A 15,323-nucleotide genomic window follows, 5' to 3' on the forward strand; every position below is an offset into this window, starting at 1 on the left:
AAGAAAATCTCAGGGAAGGAACAGGCGGCCTTGGCGCAAGCAAGCGACCACGCGCATGCGGACACGTTTCCGAAACTTCTGGCGGAACATGCGCGGCTGCGGCCGACGCGTCCGGCGATGCGGCACAAGGATCTCGGGATCTGGCGCACCTGGAGCTGGGCCGAGGCGCAAGCCGAAGTCCGGGCCTATGCGGCGGGTCTGAGCGATCTCGGATTGAAGCGCGGCGATCATGTCGCGGTGGTCGGGGCCAACCGGCCCTGGCTCTACTGGACGATCCTCGCGGCGCAATGGCTCGGGGCGATCCCGGTGCCGGTCTATGCGGATTCCGTGGCCGAAGAGATGGCCTATGTGCTGGATCACGCCGAGGCCTCCTTCGCGGTGGCCCAGGATCAGGAGCAGGTGGACAAGCTCCTCTCCATCCGGGAGAAGACGCCGCGCCTCCGGACCATCCTCTACGACGAGCCCCGGGGCCTGCGCGATTACGACCATACGCATCTGCACGCCGTCGCGGGCGTGGTCGAGCGGGGCCGCGAGCGTCTGAAGGATCCCGACTTCGCCCGCTGGATCGAGGCCGAACGCCTGGCCGGAGGCCCCGACGACATCTCGATCATGCTCTACACCTCGGGCACCACGGGGCGCTCGAAGGGCGTGATGCTCACCGCCGGAGGCTGCATCGCCGCCGCCCGCGACACGGTGGCTTTCGACAAGCTCACCGATCAGGACGAGCTGCTCGCCTATCTGCCGCTGGCCTGGGTGGGCGACCACTATATGAACTATGCTCAGGCGCTGGTGGCGGGGTTTTGCGTCGCCTGCCCCGAAAGCGCCGAGACGGTGGAGATCGATCTGCGCGAGATCGGCCCTACTTATTATTTCGCGCCGCCGCGCGTCTTTGAGAACCTGCTCACCCGCATCCTCATCCGCATGGAGGACGCGAGCAAGCTCAAGCGCCGGATGTTCCATCATTATCTTGAGGTCGCCAGGCGCTGGGGCGAGAAGATCCTCAACGGCGAGGAGGTCCCCTTCGGGGCGCGGCTCTCCTATAAGCTGGGGAACATCTTCGTCTATGGACCGCTGAAGAACGTGCTGGGATTCTCGCGCATCCGCACCGCCTACACCGCCGGAGAGGCCATCGGGCCCGAACTCTTCTCCTTCTACCGCGCGCTCGGGATGAACCTGAAGCAGCTCTACGGCCAGACGGAGGCCTTCCTCTTCGTCACCGCCCATAAAGACGGCCATGTCGGCGCGAAGACCGTCGGCCCGCCCCTGCCCAACGTCGAGATCAGGCTCTCGGACGCGGGCGAGGTGCTCTACAAATCGCCGGGGCAGTTCGTCGGCTACTTCAAGGAGCCCGAAAAGACCGTCGAGACCATGACCGAAGACGGCTTCGTGCGCACCGGAGACGCCGGATTCTTCGACGCCAAAGGCGAACTCAACATCATCGACCGCGCCAAGGACGTCGGAAAGCTGCGCTCGGGCGAGCTCTTCGCGCCGAAATACATCGAGAACCGCCTGAAGTTCTTCGCCCACATCAAGGAGGCGGTGGCCTTCGGGCAGGATCGCGACCATGCGACCGCCATGATCAACATCGACATGTCGGCGGTGGGCGACTGGGCCGAGCGCCGGGGCATCGCCTACGCCTCCTATCAGGAGCTGGCGGCGCGTCCCGAGGTCTACGAGCTCATCGCGGGCCATGTGGCCGAAGCCAACCGCGGACTCTCGGAAGAGCCCCGCATGGCGGCGGCTCAGGTCAAGCGCTTCGTCATCCTGCACAAGGAGCTGGACGCCGACGACGGAGAGATGACCCGCACCCAGAAGGTGCGCCGGGGCTTCATCGCCGAACGCTACGCCCCGATCATCACGGCGCTCTACGACGGCTCGGATCTGGTGGACGTCTCCACCGAAGTCACCTTCGAGGACGGCCGCAAGGGCGTGATCTCGGGGCGGCTGCGCGTCGAGGAAGCGAAAACCCACGCCCCCGCCCATGCTGGCGCGGCCGGAGCCCGAAAGGAGGCCGCATGACCGCGCCCCTCACGCTTTACGGCGATCCCTCGGCCAGATCGAGCCTCGCCAGGGGCGAGACCCTGCTGAAGGTCTCCGACGTCTCGCTGTCCTTCGGCGGAGTGAAGGCGATCACGAAGGTCTCCTTCGACATCCGCAAGGGCGAGATCCGCGCCATCATCGGCCCCAACGGCGCGGGCAAGACCTCGATGCTCAACGTGATCAACGGGTTCTATCATCCGCAACAGGGCGAGATCTCCTATCGCGGGGCGGCCCGCGCGCGGATGAAGCCCTATCAGGCGGCCAGCCAGGGCATCGCGCGCACCTTCCAGAACGTCGCGCTGTTCAAGGGCATGAGCGCCCTCGACAACATCATGGTCGGGCGCACCCTGAAGATGAAGCGCGGCCTCTTCTGGCAGATGCTCCGCAAGGGGCCAGCCATGGACGAAGAGGTGGCGCATCGGCGCGTGGTCGAGGACATCATCGACTTCCTCCAGATCGAGGCCATCCGCAAGACGCCCGTGGGCAAGCTGCCCTACGGACTCCAGAAGCGCGTCGAGCTGGGGCGGGCCCTGGCCATGGAGCCGGAGCTTCTGCTCCTCGACGAACCCATGGCGGGCATGAACCTCGAGGAAAAGGAGGACATGTGCCGCTACATCCTGGATCTGAACAGCCAGTTCGGCGTGACCATCGCCCTGATCGAACATGACATCGGCGTGGTGATGGACCTCTCGGACCGGGTGGTGGTGCTGGAATACGGCCACAAGATCGCCGACGGCGTCCCGGACGAGGTCAAGGCGGATCCCAGGGTCATCGACGCCTATCTCGGCGTGGCGCATTAGGGGGCGGGCGCATGTATGACGTTTTCATGGATCCCTTCGTCCAGATGGCCCAGATGCCCGACCTGCTGGTTCAGGTGCTCTGGGAGGGTCTGGTCTCGGGGGTGCTCTACGCGCTGATCGCGCTGGGCTTCGTGCTGATCTTCAAGGCTTCGGGAGTCTTCAACTTCGCGCAGGGCATCATGGTGGTGTTCTCGGCGCTGAGCCTCGTGGGGATCTACCAGTTCCTCGCGCGCAACGGGTTTTCGGGGCATCTGGCGGCCTTCGTGGCGCTGGTCGGGGCCATCGGCGTGATGTTCCTGCTGGCGGTGGCGGTGGAGAAGATCGTCCTGCGGCCTCTGGTGAACCAGCCGGACATCATCCTCTTCATGGCCACCTTCGGGATCACCTGGTTCCTGATCGGCCTCGGCGAGATCATCTTCGGCGGCGAGCCCAAGGCCATGATCTCCGATCAGCTCTTCCTGCCGCGCGGCGCCTGGAACGTCGACATGCTCGGGGGGATGGTGGTCTTCCAGAAGCTCGACGTGGCGGCGGCGGTCATCGCCTCGCTGATGATCGCCTCGCTGGCGGTGTTCTTCCAGAAGACCCGCATCGGACGCGCGCTCCGCGCCGTGGCCGACAGCCACAAGGCGGCGCTCTCGGTGGGCATCTCGCTCAACCAGATCTGGGTGATCGTGTGGTTCGCGGCGGGGGTGGTGGCTCTGGTGGCGGGGATCATGTGGGGCGCGCGCTCCAACGTCTCCTTCTCGCTCCAGATCATCGCGCTGAAGGCGCTGCCGGTGCTGATCCTCGGGGGGTTCACCTCGGTGCCCGGGGCCATCGTGGGCGGGCTGATCATCGGCGTGGGCGAGAAGCTCGCGGAATTCTACTGGGGGCCGCTGGTGGGCGGAGGAATCGAGGCGTGGTTCGCTTACGTGATCGCGCTGGTCTTCCTGCTCTTCCGGCCGCAAGGCCTCTTCGGCGACAAGATCATCGAGCGGATATAGCCCATGTTTTATCGCGAAGCAGGTCAATTCAAGGATAACTACGCGGCGGATCGGGCGGTCTTTCCGATCCTTCAGGACCGGATCGGCCTCGGCGTGATCCTTCTGGCCGCCTTTCTGGTCGTGCCCCTGCTGGGGAACGCCTTCTTCCTCAACTCGATCATGACCCCCTTCCTGATCATGGCTCTGGGGGCCATCGGGCTGAACATCCTGGTCGGCTATACGGGGCTTCTGTCGCTGGGCACGGGCGCCTTCATGGGGGTCGGGGCCTACGCCGCCTACAAGCTCACGACGAGCTTTCCCCAGGTCAACGTGCTGATCTGGGTCATGTGCTCGGGATTCTTCGCGGCGGCGGTGGGAGCGGTCTTCGGCCTGCCCTCGCTGCGGATCAAGGGGTTCTATCTCGCGGTGGCGACCCTCGCGGCGCAGTTCTTCCTGCAATGGTCCTTCGTGCGCGTGGGCTGGCTTTATAATCACGACCCCTCCGGCGCGATCCAGATCCCGGCGCGGACGCTCTTCGGCCTGCCGATCACCGGGCCTCACGCCACGCCGCTGACGCAATATCTCGTGGTGCTGAGCATCGTGGTCTTCATGACCCTGATCGCCTCCAACATCGTGCACGGCAGGATCGGGCGCAGCTGGATGGCCGTGCGCGACATGGACATCGCCGCCCAGCTCATGGGCATCCGGCTGCTGCCCACCAAGCTGCTGGCCTTCGCGGTCTCCTCCTTCTTCTGCGGAGTCGCGGGCGCGCTGATGGTCTTCTTCTGGCTCGGGGCGGCCGAGCCGGTGGTCTTCGACATCAACCTGTCCTTCAAGATCCTGTTCATGGTGATCATCGGGGGTCTGGGCTCCCTGATCGGCTGCTTCCTCGGAGCGGCGCTGATCCATGTCCTGCCCATCGTGATCCGCATGCTGCCGCTCGGCGGCGACGCGGCCATGGTCGAGCATCTGACCTTCCTTCTGGTCGGCGCGCTCATCATCTTCTTTCTGATCGTCGAGCCCCACGGGCTCGCGCAGCTCTGGCGTCTGTTGAAGCAAAAGCTCCGCGTCTGGCCCTTCCCCTACTGAGGGCCGACCAAGACGGAGTTTGGGAGGAATCGAGAATGAAGCTGTCCAAAGCGGCTTTCCTGCTGAGCGCGGCTCTGGTCGCGGGCGCGCCTCTGGCGGCCCCCGCCCCGGCGGCGGCCCAGAGCGCCGACACGATCTACGTGCCGCTCTTCACCTATCGCACGGGCGCCTTCGCGGGCTCGGGCATTCCCATCGCCAACGGCATGCGCGACTACCTCACGCTGCTCAACGAGCGCGACGGCGGAATCGGCGGCGTCAAGCTGGTCATCGAGGAATGCGAGACCAGCTACGACGCCAAGAAGGGCCTCGAATGCTACGAGGCCGTGAAGCCCAAGAGCCCGGTGATGGTCAATCCCTGGTCCACGGGCACCACCCTGCCGCTGATCCCGCGCGCGGCCGTGGACAAGATCCCGGTGCTGTCGATGGCCTACGGCCTGTCCTCTTCGGCCAAGGGCGAGACCTTCCCCTGGATCTTCAATCCGCCCGCCACCTACTGGGACGGCTTCACGCAGATCCTGCAATACATCGCCGAGCAGGAAGGCGGCGGAGTCGAGAAGCTCAAGGGGCTGAAGATCGGCTACATCTTCCTCGACGCCAGCTTCGGGCGCGAGCCCCTGCCGCTGATCGACAAGCTCTCCAAGGAATTGGGCTTCGAGGCGAAGCTCTATCCGGTGGCCGCCTCGGACATGCAGAACCAGTCCTCGCAATGGCTGAGCGTGCGCCGCGACCGCCCCAACTACATGATCCTCTACGGATGGGGCGCGCTCAACCCGACCGCCATCAACGAGGCCGTCCGCACCGGATTCCCCATGGAGAAATTCATCTCCATCTGGTGGCCGAGCGAAGACGACGCGGCGGGCGCAGGTCCGGGCGCAGCGGGCTTCAAGACGCTGAACTGGCACGCCGTGGGCGCGGATTTCCCGCTTCATCAGGACATCAGGACCCATGTCGTCGACAAGGGCCTGAGCCAGACCGCGCCCGACAAGATCGGGCAGGTGCTCTACAACCGCGGCGTCTACAACTCGATGCTCATCGCCGAGGCCATCCGCAAGGCCCAGGAGATCACCGGCAAGAAGGTCGTCACCGGCGAGGACGTGCGCCGGGGCCTCGAAAACCTGAACATCGACGAGGCGCGCCTCGAAGAGATCGGACTCGGCGGCTTCACCAGCCCCGTCAAGCTGACCTGCGCCGACCACAACGGCCATTTCCCGACCTTCGTCCAGCGCTGGGACGGCGACAGCTACGAGAAGATCACCGATTACGCGCCGCCCCTCAGCCAGTACGTCCTGCCGCTGCTGGAGGAGGACGCCAAGGCCTTCGCCGAACGCAACGCGCCCTGGCCCGCCCGCACCGAGCCCTGCGACAACTGAGCCTCCTCCAGCGAAGCCGGAACGGCTCCGCGACCTGGCCCTCTCCCTGCGGGGAGGGGGCCGCCCCCGCCTTTCAGAACCCGAGCGCCGCCAAGGCGCCTTCATCCCCCCAGGGAGGGAAGCCGTCATGTCCCAAGCCGCCCCGCAGGCCGCCGCCGACGTCAGCGCCGAGATCGCGCTCAAGGTCAACAACATCGAAGTCATCTACGACCGCGTGGCCCTGGTGCTCAAGGGCGTCTCGCTGACCGTGCCCAGAGGCGGGATCGTGGCGATCCTCGGCGCCAACGGCGCAGGCAAGACCACCACGCTCAAGGCCGTCTCCAACCTGCTCCACGCCGAACGCGGCGAGGTCACCAAGGGCTCCATCGAGTTCAAGGGCGAGCGGGTGGACAGGCTCAGCCCCAACGACCTCGTGCGGCGCGGCTGCATCCAGGTGATGGAGGGCCGCCATTGCTTCGGCCATCTCAGCATCGAGGAGAACCTCCTGACCGGAGCCTTCACCCGGCGCGACGGCTCCAAGGCCGTCAAGGACGACCTCGAGATGATCTATGATTATTTTCCGCGCCTGCGTCAGCGCAAGGGCTCGATGGCGGGCTACACCTCGGGCGGCGAACAGCAGATGTGCGCCATCGGCCGCGCCATGATGAGCCGTCCCAGCATGATCCTGCTCGACGAGCCCTCGATGGGCCTCGCGCCCCAGGTGGTGGACGAGATCTTCGAGATCGTGAAGGATCTCAACAGCAAGCAGGGCGTCTCCTTCCTCGTGGCCGAGCAGAACACCAACATGGCCCTGAAATACGCCTCCTACGGCTACATCATGGAGACGGGCCGCATCGTCATGGACGGAACCGCCGACGATCTGCGCGACAACGAGGACGTCAAGGAGTTCTATCTCGGCGTGGGCGGAGAAGGCCGCAAGTCCTTCCGCGACATCAAGAGCTACAAGCGCCGCAAGCGCTGGCTCTCCTGAGATCGCGACGCGGCGCCTTCCGGCTCCGCCGGACAGGGCTCTAGCCCTGGCGGACCACGCCCGAAGCGAAAGCCGCCTCGATCCGTCCGGGCGCCAGGCCCCAGTCCGTCAGGATCTCGCGGCTCTGCTCTCCGGGACGGGGCGGCGGAAGCGGGGCGAAATCTCCGGATCCCGAAATCCGCGGCGCCGGGACGGGCTGGATCACCCCCGCCAGCTCCATGAAGGAGCCGCGCGCCGCCGCATGCGGATGGCTCACGGCCTCGGCCCAGTCCAGAACCGGCGCGGCGCAGGCGTCGCTGTCCGCGAAGAGCCCGGCCCAGGCGTCGCGCGGACGGGTCAGCAGATGCGCCGCCAGCTTCGCCCGCAAGACAGGCCATGTCCGCCGGTCGCCCTCGGGGAACTCCGCCGGATCGAGCCCCAGGCGCTCCAGGAAGATGCGGCGGAACTTCGCCTCGATGGGCGCCAGAGCCAGATGCCTCCCGTCCGCGCAGAGATAGACCCCGTAATGCCAGGCCCCGCCGTCGAGAAGATTGGCCTGACGCTCGTCCCGCCAGACGCCTCCGGAGCGGAAGCCCCAGATCATCGCCGCCAGCAGGGCCGACCCCTCCGTCATGGCGGCGTCGATGCGCCTGCCCTTGCCGGTGCGCCGGGCGTCGAGCAGGGCCGCCGCCATGCCGAACGCCAGCATCATCCCGCCGCCGCCCATGTCGGCGACCAGATTCAGCGGCGGAGACGGCGGCGAATCCGCAGGGCCGAGCGCCCCCAGAACTCCGCTCACCGCCAGATAGGTCAGGTCATGCCCCGCCAGAGGCGCGAGCGGGCCCTCCTGCCCCCATCCGGTCATGCGCCCGTAGACCAGAGCCGGATTGCGCGCCTGAACCTCGTCGGGGCCCAGCCCGAGCCGCTCCATCACGCCGGGGCGGAAGCCCTCGATCAGGCCGTCCGCCTTCTCCAGCAGCGCCATGAGCAGGGCGACGCCCTCGGGGCGCTTGAGGTCCACCGCCAGAGAGCGCCGACCCCGCGCCGTCACGTCGTGAGGGGTGTCCATCAGAGGAATCTCGGGGCGGGCCTCCGGAGGATGGATGCGCGCCACCTCGGCGCCGTGGTCGGCCAGCATCATGGCCGCGAAGGGCGCAGGCCCCACCCCGACCATCTCGACGATCCGCAAGCCCTGCAAGGGTCCGTTCATCCTTCCCTCCGCCCTGGCCCGTCCTCGCCCCGAGCCTAATCCGGAAGGCGGGCGGAAGGCGACAGGAATCCGCGCCGCGCCGGGCGGAGGACGCCGATCCTCCGGGAGCCGCGATTCTCCCTCCGCCGACGGGAGGGCGTCCCGAATCCGCCGCCCCGCCGCGCCGGAAGCCTTCCGGCGGCCCGCCTCCTGCGGATGGAGCCGGGATCCTGCGTCGAATCCGCGTCGGGGAGGCGGCGGAAGGCTCCGGAACCCCGCCCGGAATCGGGACTCGATGGGGACTCGCGCCTTCCCGGATCCCGGGTGGATTGTTTTATTGCGCAGCGCCGCGCCGCCCGCTATTTCGACGTTAGTCGACTCGCTTCACGCGCAAAGATATTTCAAATGGTCGACGCCAAGGAGGAGCATCAGCATGTCTCGTTACGGTCAGGTCTACGCAGATTGGCAAGCTGATCCGGTCGGCTTCTGGGGGAAGGCCGCGGAGGAGATCGATTGGTTCCGTCCGGCGGACAAGGTCTTCGATCCGGAAGCCGGAGTCTGGGGGCGCTGGTTCGAAGGCGCGCTCTGCAATCTCTGCCATAACGCGCTGGACCGTCACGTGGCCGACGGACGCGCCGATCAGCTCGCGGTGATCCACGACAGCCCCGCCACCGGCAAGACCACGAAATTCACCTACGCCGAGGCCCTGGCCGAAGTCGGCGCGCTGGCCTCGGTGCTGAGGGCGCAGGGCGTCGAGAAGGGCGACCGCGTCGTCATCTACATGCCCATGGTGCCCGAGGCGGTCTTCGCCATGCTGGCCTGCGCGCGGCTCGGGGCGATCCATTCGGTGGTCTTCGGCGGCTTCGCCTCCAAGCAGCTCGCGGTGCGCATCGACGACGCCAGGCCCAAGGCGATCATCTCGGCCTCCTGCGGCATCGAGGGCAAGCGCGTCGTGCAGTACAAGCCGCTGCTCGACGAGGCCATCGAGATGTCGACGGCCAAACCGGAGGCCTGCGTGATCCTCCAGCGCGAGGTCCATCCCTGCGAGCTGATCGCCGGCCGCGATCTCGATTACGCCCAGGTCGTGGGCGCGGCGAAGGCCGCCGGACAGACCACCGAATGCGTGCCCGTCGAGGCCTCGCATCCTTCCTACATCCTCTACACCTCGGGCACCACCGGCCAGCCCAAGGGCGTCGTGCGCGACACCGGCGGCTACATGACCGCGCTCAAGTGGACCATGAGCAACCATTACGGCGCCAATCCGGGCGAAGTCTTCTGGGCGGCTTCCGACGTGGGCTGGGTGGTCGGCCATTCCTACATCTGCTACGGCCCGCTGCTGCACGGCTGCGCGACCATCGTCTACGAGGGCAAGCCGGTCGGCACTCCGGACGCCGGCGCCTTCTGGCGCGTGGTCGCCGAGCATGGCGTCACCACCTTCTTCACCGCCCCGACCGCCATCCGCGCCATCCGCAAGGAGGATCCGGAAGGCGAGTTCATCCGGAAATACGACCTCTCGAAGATGCGCGCGCTCTTCCTCGCGGGCGAACGCTCCGATCCGGCGACCATCCACTGGTCCCAGGACAAGCTCGGCGTGCCGGTGGTCGACCACTGGTGGCAGACCGAAACCGGCTGGCCGATCACCGGCAATCCGGTGGGCCTCGGCGTCCTGCCGATCAAGCCGGGCTCTTCGGGCGTGCCGCTGCCGGGCTACAGGATCGAGGTGCTGAACGACGAGGGCCATCCGGTCGAGCCCGGGACCCTCGGCAACGTCACGATCAGGCTGCCGCTGCCTCCGGGCAACTTCCCGGCCCTCTGGAACGCCGAAGAGCGCTACAGGAGCGCCTATTTCGCCGAGTTCCCCGGCTCCTACGCCACCTCGGACGCGGGGCTCGTCGATCAGGACGGCTACGTCTTCATCATGGCCCGCACCGACGACGTCATCAACGTCGCGGGACATCGCCTCTCGACCGGCGCCATGGAGGAGGTCCTCGCCAGCCATCCGGCGGTCGCGGAATGCGCGGTCATCGGCGTTCAGGATGCGCTCAAGGGCCAGTCTCCGGCGGGCTTCTTCGTGCTGAACAACGGCGTGACCACTCCGCCCGCGCAGGTCGCGGAGGAGCTGGTGAAGCTCGTGCGCGACAGGATCGGCCCCGTCGCCGCCTTCCGCATGGCCCTGCCGGTCAACCGCCTGCCCAAGACGCGTTCGGGCAAGGTGCTGCGCGGCACCATGCAGAAGATCGCCGACGGCCTCCCCTGGGAGATGCCCGCCGCCATCGACGATCCCGCCGTGCTCGGCGAGATCGAGGAGATCATCGGCAAGAACCGCTCGGACGGCGCCAAGGCCTGAGGCCTCCCGGACGTGAAAACCATGCGGCGGCCTCCGGAAGGGGGCCGCCGCGCCTGTTTCAGGGCCGCGCGGTTGACACTCCGGCCTCCGGGGGGTCTCATGGAGCTTTCGCCCCCGCGCCTGAGGAGGCGTCGGGTTCGCTGCGGCTCCGGAGAGGGAGGATCTGCGCTTCGTGGAGGAGATTCCCGAACGGCGGCCCGCCGTCTCCAGCTTCGGCGAGGCCTCGCGGCGCGCGGCCGAGAGCCTCGCTCTGCTGTTTCCCGGCGCTTCGGCGCCCATCCTGCTGATCCGGGCGCCGGAGATCGTCGCGGGGCTCTCCCGGGCGCTCAAGGGCTGGCGGCCCGGCCTCAGGCCCGCCAGGCCCGAGGATTTCCACGCGCCCCTCGCGACGGCCCGGCCCGACGCGGGCGGCTATGAAATCGCCTCCCGAGCCCTCGACCGGCCCCTGACCGGCCTGCCGCTCGCCAGCGCGGCCAGCGCGCTGATCGCCGATCTCGCGCAGGATTTCTACGAGAGCCGCCCCGGCTTCCTCGGGCTGCATTGCGGGGCCTTCCTCGCCTCGGGCGGGCTGACGCTGCTCCTCGGGCCGCAGAGGGCGGGCAAGAGCACGCTCATCGCCCGGCTCTCGGCGGATCCTGACCTGCGCATCTTCTGCGACGACGTCCTGCCGCTGACGCCGCGCGGCGAGGGGCTGGCGCTCGGCGCGGCGCCGCGTCTGCGGCTGCCCCTGCCCGCCGGAGCCGGGGCGGTGCTGAGGGCCCATCTGGCGCGGCATGGCGGATTCCGCGACGACCGTTACGCCCATCTCGCCGCGCCGGGAGTCGCGCCCTTCGGGATGCGGGCGCCTCTGGCGGCGATGGTCGTTCTGGAGCGTCGGGAGGGGATCGCCCCCGCGCTGAGCCCTCTGCCCGCCGAAGAGGCCGCCGCCCATCTCCGGGCCCAGAGCATGGGCCGCCCCGAGCCCGAAGCCGCAAGCCGGATCGCGGATCTGGCGGGCTCGCTGCTGCGGCTGAAGCTGCGCTACGCCGAACTCGAGCCTGCGGCGGCGCTGCTGCGCCGGACCTTCCTCGCCGCGCCGGAGGCCCGCCCCTGGAGCGGCCTGTTGAAAAGGCTCAGACCTTTCACGGAATAGCGGCTAGAAGGGAGTCGCCGATTCCGCCCGACCGCTTGAGGATTCCCATGACCGATCTCGCCCTCTCTCCCCTGACGCACTGGACCGGGCCGCTCGGCCTGCCGGATTTCGGCGCGATCCGCGACAAGGATTTCGCTCCGGTCTTCGAGGCCGCCATGCAGGCTCACGCCGCAGAGGTCGAGGCCATCGCGCAAAATCCCGAACCGCCGAGCATCTCCAACACCCTGGAGGCTCTGGATCTCTCCGGCGAGGCTCTGGACCGGGTCTCCTCGGTCTTCTGGCTCAAGGCCGGAGCCGACACCAATCCGGAGCTTCAGGCTCTGGAGCGCGAGATCTCGCCGAAAATGGCGCGTCATGGCTCGGCCATCGCCATGAACGCGGCGCTCTTCGCCCGCATCGACGCGCTTTATCAGCAGCGCGAGAGCCTCGGGCTGGATTCCGAAACCCTGCGCGTGCTGGAGAAGAGCTGGAAAGGCTTCGTCCGGTCCGGCGCCCGGCTGGACGCGGCCGACAAGGCCCGGCTCGCGGCGATCAACGAGGAGGCGGCGGGACTCGGCGCGCAATTCGGACAGAACGTCCTCGCCGACGAAGCCGAATGGGCCCTGATCCTCGACGAGGCCGATCTCGACGGAATCCCCGAGGCGCTCAGGGAGGCCATGGCCGAAGCCGCCGAAGCCCGCGGCGAGAAAGGCCGCTTCGCCGTGACCCTCTCGCGCTCGATCTACGAGCCCTTTTCGCAAAGCTCCACGCGGCGCGATCTGCGCGAAAAGGCCTGGCGCGGCTTCATCGCCCGCGGAGAGGCCCGCAACGCCGACATCGTGAAGCGCACCCTCGCGCTGAGGGCCGAGAAGGCCCGGCTGCTCGGCTATCCGAGCTACGCCGCCTTCAAGCTCGACGACACCATGGCCAAGACGCCGCAAGCGGTGCTGGGCCTCCTCGAACCCGTCTGGGAGAAGGCCCGCGCCCGCGCCGCCGAGAATCAGGCCGACATGGAGCGTCTGGCCCGCGCGGCGGGGGCCAACGATCCCTTCGCGGCCTGGGACTGGCGCTTCTACGAGGAGAAGCTCCGCGCCGAACGCTTCGATTTCGACGAAGCGGCGCTCAAGCCCTATCTCCAGCTCGACCGGATCATCGAAGCCGCCTTCGACGTGGCGGGCAAGCTCTTCGGCCTGCGCTTCGAGGAGCGCAAGGACGTCCGGGGCTGGACGCCCGACGTGAAGGCCTATGAGGTCACGAACGCCGACGGCTCCCATCGGGCGGTCTTCCTCGGGGATTACTTCAACCGCCCCTCGAAGCGCTCCGGCGCCTGGATGAGCGCGCTGCAGTCCGGCTTCAGCCTCGGGGCGGGCTCGACGCCGATCATCTACAACATCTGCAATTTCGCGAAGCCTCCCGCCGGAAAGCCCGCGCTGCTCTCCATCGACGACGCCCGCACGCTGTTCCATGAATTCGGCCACGCCCTGCACGGGATGCTGAGCGAAACCCGCTGGCCCTCCATCGCGGGAACCTCGGTGTCGCGCGATTTCGTCGAACTGCCCTCGCAGCTCTACGAGCACTGGCTGACCACGCCCGAGGTGCTGAAGGCCCACGCCCTGCGCCACGACACGGGCGAGCCTCTGCCGGAGGATCTGCTCGGGAAGATGCTCGCCGCGCGGAATTTCGGACAGGGCTTCGCGACGGTGGAGTTCGCGGCTTCGGCTCTGGTGGACATGGCCTATCACGCCGAATCCGAAGCGCCCGAGGATCCCGCCGCCTTCGAGGCGGAGACCCTGAAGCGCCTGAAGATGCCCGAGACCATCGCCATGCGCCATCGCACGCCGCATTTCCTGCATGTCTTCTCGGGCGAGGGCTATTCGGCGGGCTATTACTCCTACATGTGGTCCGAAGTGCTGGACGCCGACGCCTTCGAGGCCTTCTCCGAGACGGGCGACGTCTTCAACCCCACGGTGGCTAAGAAGCTGCGCGAGAACATCTATGCGGCGGGCGGCTCCAGGGATCCCGAAGCGCTCTACACCGCCTTCCGGGGCCGCATGCCCGCCCCCGAGGCCATGATGAAGAAACGCGGCCTGGCCTGAGTCAGAGGCGCTTCTCGACGGCGTGGAGCATCTGCGCCCCGAGTTCATACCACCCTTCGCGCAAGGCCCGGCAAGGCGCCTGCGCGAGGGGCTTCTCCGGCAGGGGAATCCCTTCGAGCGGCAGGTCTCCGAGGAGATGCGCCGCCAGAGCCGCCCCGAAGACCGTGCCCGGCGCGATGCCGCGTCCGTTGTAGCCGCAGATCGCCAGAGCCTGAGGCCCCAGCCGATGCAGACGCGGCAGGCTGTCGTCGGTCATGCCGATCACGCCGAACCATTCGGCCTCGAAAGGGATCTCCGCGAGGTCGGGATGAAGGGCGGCCATGGCCCGACGCGCCCAATCCCGGTGAATCCGCGCGCCGATCCCCTGAAGCGCCCCGACGCTCCCCACCACCAGCCTTCCGGCGGCGTCCATGCGGAAGGAGGTCAGAACCTCCTTGGTGTCCCAGGCGCCTTGGCGCTGCGGCAAGATCTGCGCCCGCAGAGCCTCCGGCAAAGGCGCAGTGGCGAAATTGAAGTAAGGCAGGCGGGTTTGTTGTCCGGCGGCCTCGGGCCAGAGATCGCGCCCGTAAGCATCTGTCGCGAGGATCAGGCGCGGCGCCCTCGCCGAGCCGCCCGGCGTGCGGACGATCCAAGCCTCGCCGTCATGGCGGGCCTCAAGGGCGGGCGAGCCGCCGCAGATCCGCGCCCCCGCCGCCAGAGCCGCCCCCGCCAGACCTCGCGCATAGGCCAGAGGCTGGATCGTCCCGGCGCGGCGATCCAGAAGCGCGCCTTCGTAAATGCCTGAGCCGACCAATCCGGCGGCGGCCTCGCGGCCGAGAAGCTCGACGTCGGCGCCGCGCGCCTTCCACTGGCGTTCGCGCTCCTGAAGCTCGGCCATCCCCTTGCGCCCGACGCCGCAATGGAGCGTGCCCGCATGGACCGCCTCGCAGGAGATGCCATGGCGCGCGATCAGGCGGAAGACCCGCTCCGGCCCCGCGCCGAGCAGGTCCAGCAGGGCCTCGCCGCGCTCCGGCCCGAAGGATTCGAGCACCGCCTCCGGCATGACCCACATGCCCGCGTTGACCAGCCCGACGTTGCGTCCGGCGCCGCCGAAGCCGGGTTCTTCGGCCTCCAGAACGAGGGTCCGCATGCCGCCTTCGGCCAGATGCAGCGCCGCCGAAAGCCCCGTATAGCCCGCGCCGATCACCAGAGCCTCGACCTGCGCCTCTCCGGCCAGAGAGGGCGTCTCGGGCGCGGGCGGGGCGCTGCGCGCCCAGAGTCCATGACTGCGGGGATCTTGCGTGAGCGGCGACATGGCGGCACCCGGAAAGGGAGGAGGATCCGCCCTTTCTCGCGCGGATTCCCGCGCCGCGCCAGAGGCTTCGCGCAAG

At 68.0% G+C, this 15,323-nt stretch carries 11 protein-coding genes; 9 read left to right on the forward strand and 2 right to left on the reverse strand.

From position 1 onward, the window contains the following. The first annotated feature begins 30 nt into the window (after positions 1 to 30). From PHN62_RS15290 to PHN62_RS15315, 6 genes are all read left to right on the forward strand, one after another. The gene (locus PHN62_RS15290) at positions 31 to 2,019 is read left to right on the forward strand and encodes an AMP-binding protein (protein ID WP_300152141.1); all 1,989 of its coding nucleotides are present in this window, start codon (positions 31 to 33) and stop codon (positions 2,017 to 2,019) included. Then, the gene (locus tag PHN62_RS15295; protein WP_300152143.1) at positions 2,016 to 2,840 is read left to right on the forward strand and encodes an ABC transporter ATP-binding protein; all 825 of its coding nucleotides are present in this window, start codon (positions 2,016 to 2,018) and stop codon (positions 2,838 to 2,840) included. Before PHN62_RS15290 ends, PHN62_RS15295 begins: the two co-directional genes overlap by 4 nt. 11 nt (positions 2,841 to 2,851) lie before the next feature. Further along, positions 2,852 to 3,823: a branched-chain amino acid ABC transporter permease gene (locus PHN62_RS15300; protein WP_300152145.1), complete on the forward strand. Its 972-nt coding sequence runs from the start codon at positions 2,852 to 2,854 to the stop codon at positions 3,821 to 3,823. Between the two features lie 3 nt (positions 3,824 to 3,826). Beyond that, positions 3,827 to 4,891: a branched-chain amino acid ABC transporter permease gene (locus PHN62_RS15305; RefSeq protein ID WP_300152147.1), complete on the forward strand. Its 1,065-nt coding sequence runs from the start codon at positions 3,827 to 3,829 to the stop codon at positions 4,889 to 4,891. A 35-nt stretch (positions 4,892 to 4,926) separates the two neighbouring features. Further along, entirely contained in the window at positions 4,927 to 6,261 is a 1,335-nt protein-coding gene (locus PHN62_RS15310; protein ID WP_300152148.1) for an ABC transporter substrate-binding protein, read from the forward strand. Positions 6,262 to 6,388: 127 nt separating this feature from the next. Then, positions 6,389 to 7,231, forward strand: a complete 843-nt coding sequence (locus PHN62_RS15315) for an ABC transporter ATP-binding protein (RefSeq protein WP_300152150.1) — start codon at positions 6,389 to 6,391, stop codon at positions 7,229 to 7,231. Between the two features lie 40 nt (positions 7,232 to 7,271). Here the strand turns inward: PHN62_RS15315 and PHN62_RS15320 are convergent, their stop codons facing one another. Beyond that, on the reverse strand, positions 7,272 to 8,420 hold the full coding sequence (locus tag PHN62_RS15320) for a CaiB/BaiF CoA-transferase family protein (protein WP_300152152.1): 1,149 nt from the start codon (positions 8,418 to 8,420) through the stop codon (positions 7,272 to 7,274). A gap of 412 nt (positions 8,421 to 8,832) precedes the next feature. Here PHN62_RS15320 and PHN62_RS15325 point away from each other — a divergent pair, with 412 nt between their 5' ends. The 3 genes from PHN62_RS15325 to PHN62_RS15335 all read left to right on the forward strand — a co-directional run bounded on the left by PHN62_RS15325 (position 8,833) and on the right by PHN62_RS15335 (position 13,953). Next, complete coding sequence (locus tag PHN62_RS15325; RefSeq protein WP_300152154.1) at positions 8,833 to 10,746, forward strand: propionyl-CoA synthetase; 1,914 nt, start codon at positions 8,833 to 8,835, stop codon at positions 10,744 to 10,746. 172 nt (positions 10,747 to 10,918) lie between these two features. Beyond that, on the forward strand, positions 10,919 to 11,878 hold the full coding sequence (locus PHN62_RS15330; RefSeq protein ID WP_300152156.1) for a hypothetical protein: 960 nt from the start codon (positions 10,919 to 10,921) through the stop codon (positions 11,876 to 11,878). Positions 11,879 to 11,925: 47 nt separating this feature from the next. Further along, a complete protein-coding gene (locus PHN62_RS15335; RefSeq protein ID WP_300152158.1) occupies positions 11,926 to 13,953 on the forward strand; it encodes a M3 family metallopeptidase in 2,028 nt (675 codons plus the stop codon). 1 nt (position 13,954) lies between these two features. Here PHN62_RS15335 and PHN62_RS15340 read toward each other — a convergent pair whose 3' ends face one another. Continuing rightward, positions 13,955 to 15,247: an FAD-binding oxidoreductase gene (locus PHN62_RS15340; protein WP_300152160.1), complete on the reverse strand. Its 1,293-nt coding sequence runs from the start codon at positions 15,245 to 15,247 to the stop codon at positions 13,955 to 13,957. Positions 15,248 to 15,323: the final 76 nt, after the last annotated feature.

Origin of the sequence: Neomegalonema sp. (assembly GCF_028688855.1) — a bacterium.
GTDB lineage: Bacteria > Pseudomonadota > Alphaproteobacteria > Rhodobacterales > Rhodobacteraceae > Neomegalonema.

Bases quoted from the DNA above. Each gene is read 5' to 3' on its own strand.
- PHN62_RS15310 (WP_300152148.1), top strand. From the start codon at position 4,927: ATGAAGCTGTCCAAAGCGGCTTTCCTGCTGAGCGCGGCTCTGGTCGCG.
- PHN62_RS15340 (WP_300152160.1), bottom strand. From the start codon at position 15,247: ATGTCGCCGCTCACGCAAGATCCCCGCAGTCATGGACTCTGGGCGCGC.
- PHN62_RS15295 (WP_300152143.1), top strand. From the start codon at position 2,016: ATGACCGCGCCCCTCACGCTTTACGGCGATCCCTCGGCCAGATCGAGC.
- PHN62_RS15335 (WP_300152158.1), top strand. From the start codon at position 11,926: ATGACCGATCTCGCCCTCTCTCCCCTGACGCACTGGACCGGGCCGCTC.
- PHN62_RS15300 (WP_300152145.1), top strand. From the start codon at position 2,852: ATGTATGACGTTTTCATGGATCCCTTCGTCCAGATGGCCCAGATGCCC.
- PHN62_RS15325 (WP_300152154.1), top strand. From the start codon at position 8,833: ATGTCTCGTTACGGTCAGGTCTACGCAGATTGGCAAGCTGATCCGGTC.
- PHN62_RS15315 (WP_300152150.1), top strand. From the start codon at position 6,389: ATGTCCCAAGCCGCCCCGCAGGCCGCCGCCGACGTCAGCGCCGAGATC.
- PHN62_RS15320 (WP_300152152.1), bottom strand. From the start codon at position 8,420: ATGAACGGACCCTTGCAGGGCTTGCGGATCGTCGAGATGGTCGGGGTG.
- PHN62_RS15305 (WP_300152147.1), top strand. From the start codon at position 3,827: ATGTTTTATCGCGAAGCAGGTCAATTCAAGGATAACTACGCGGCGGAT.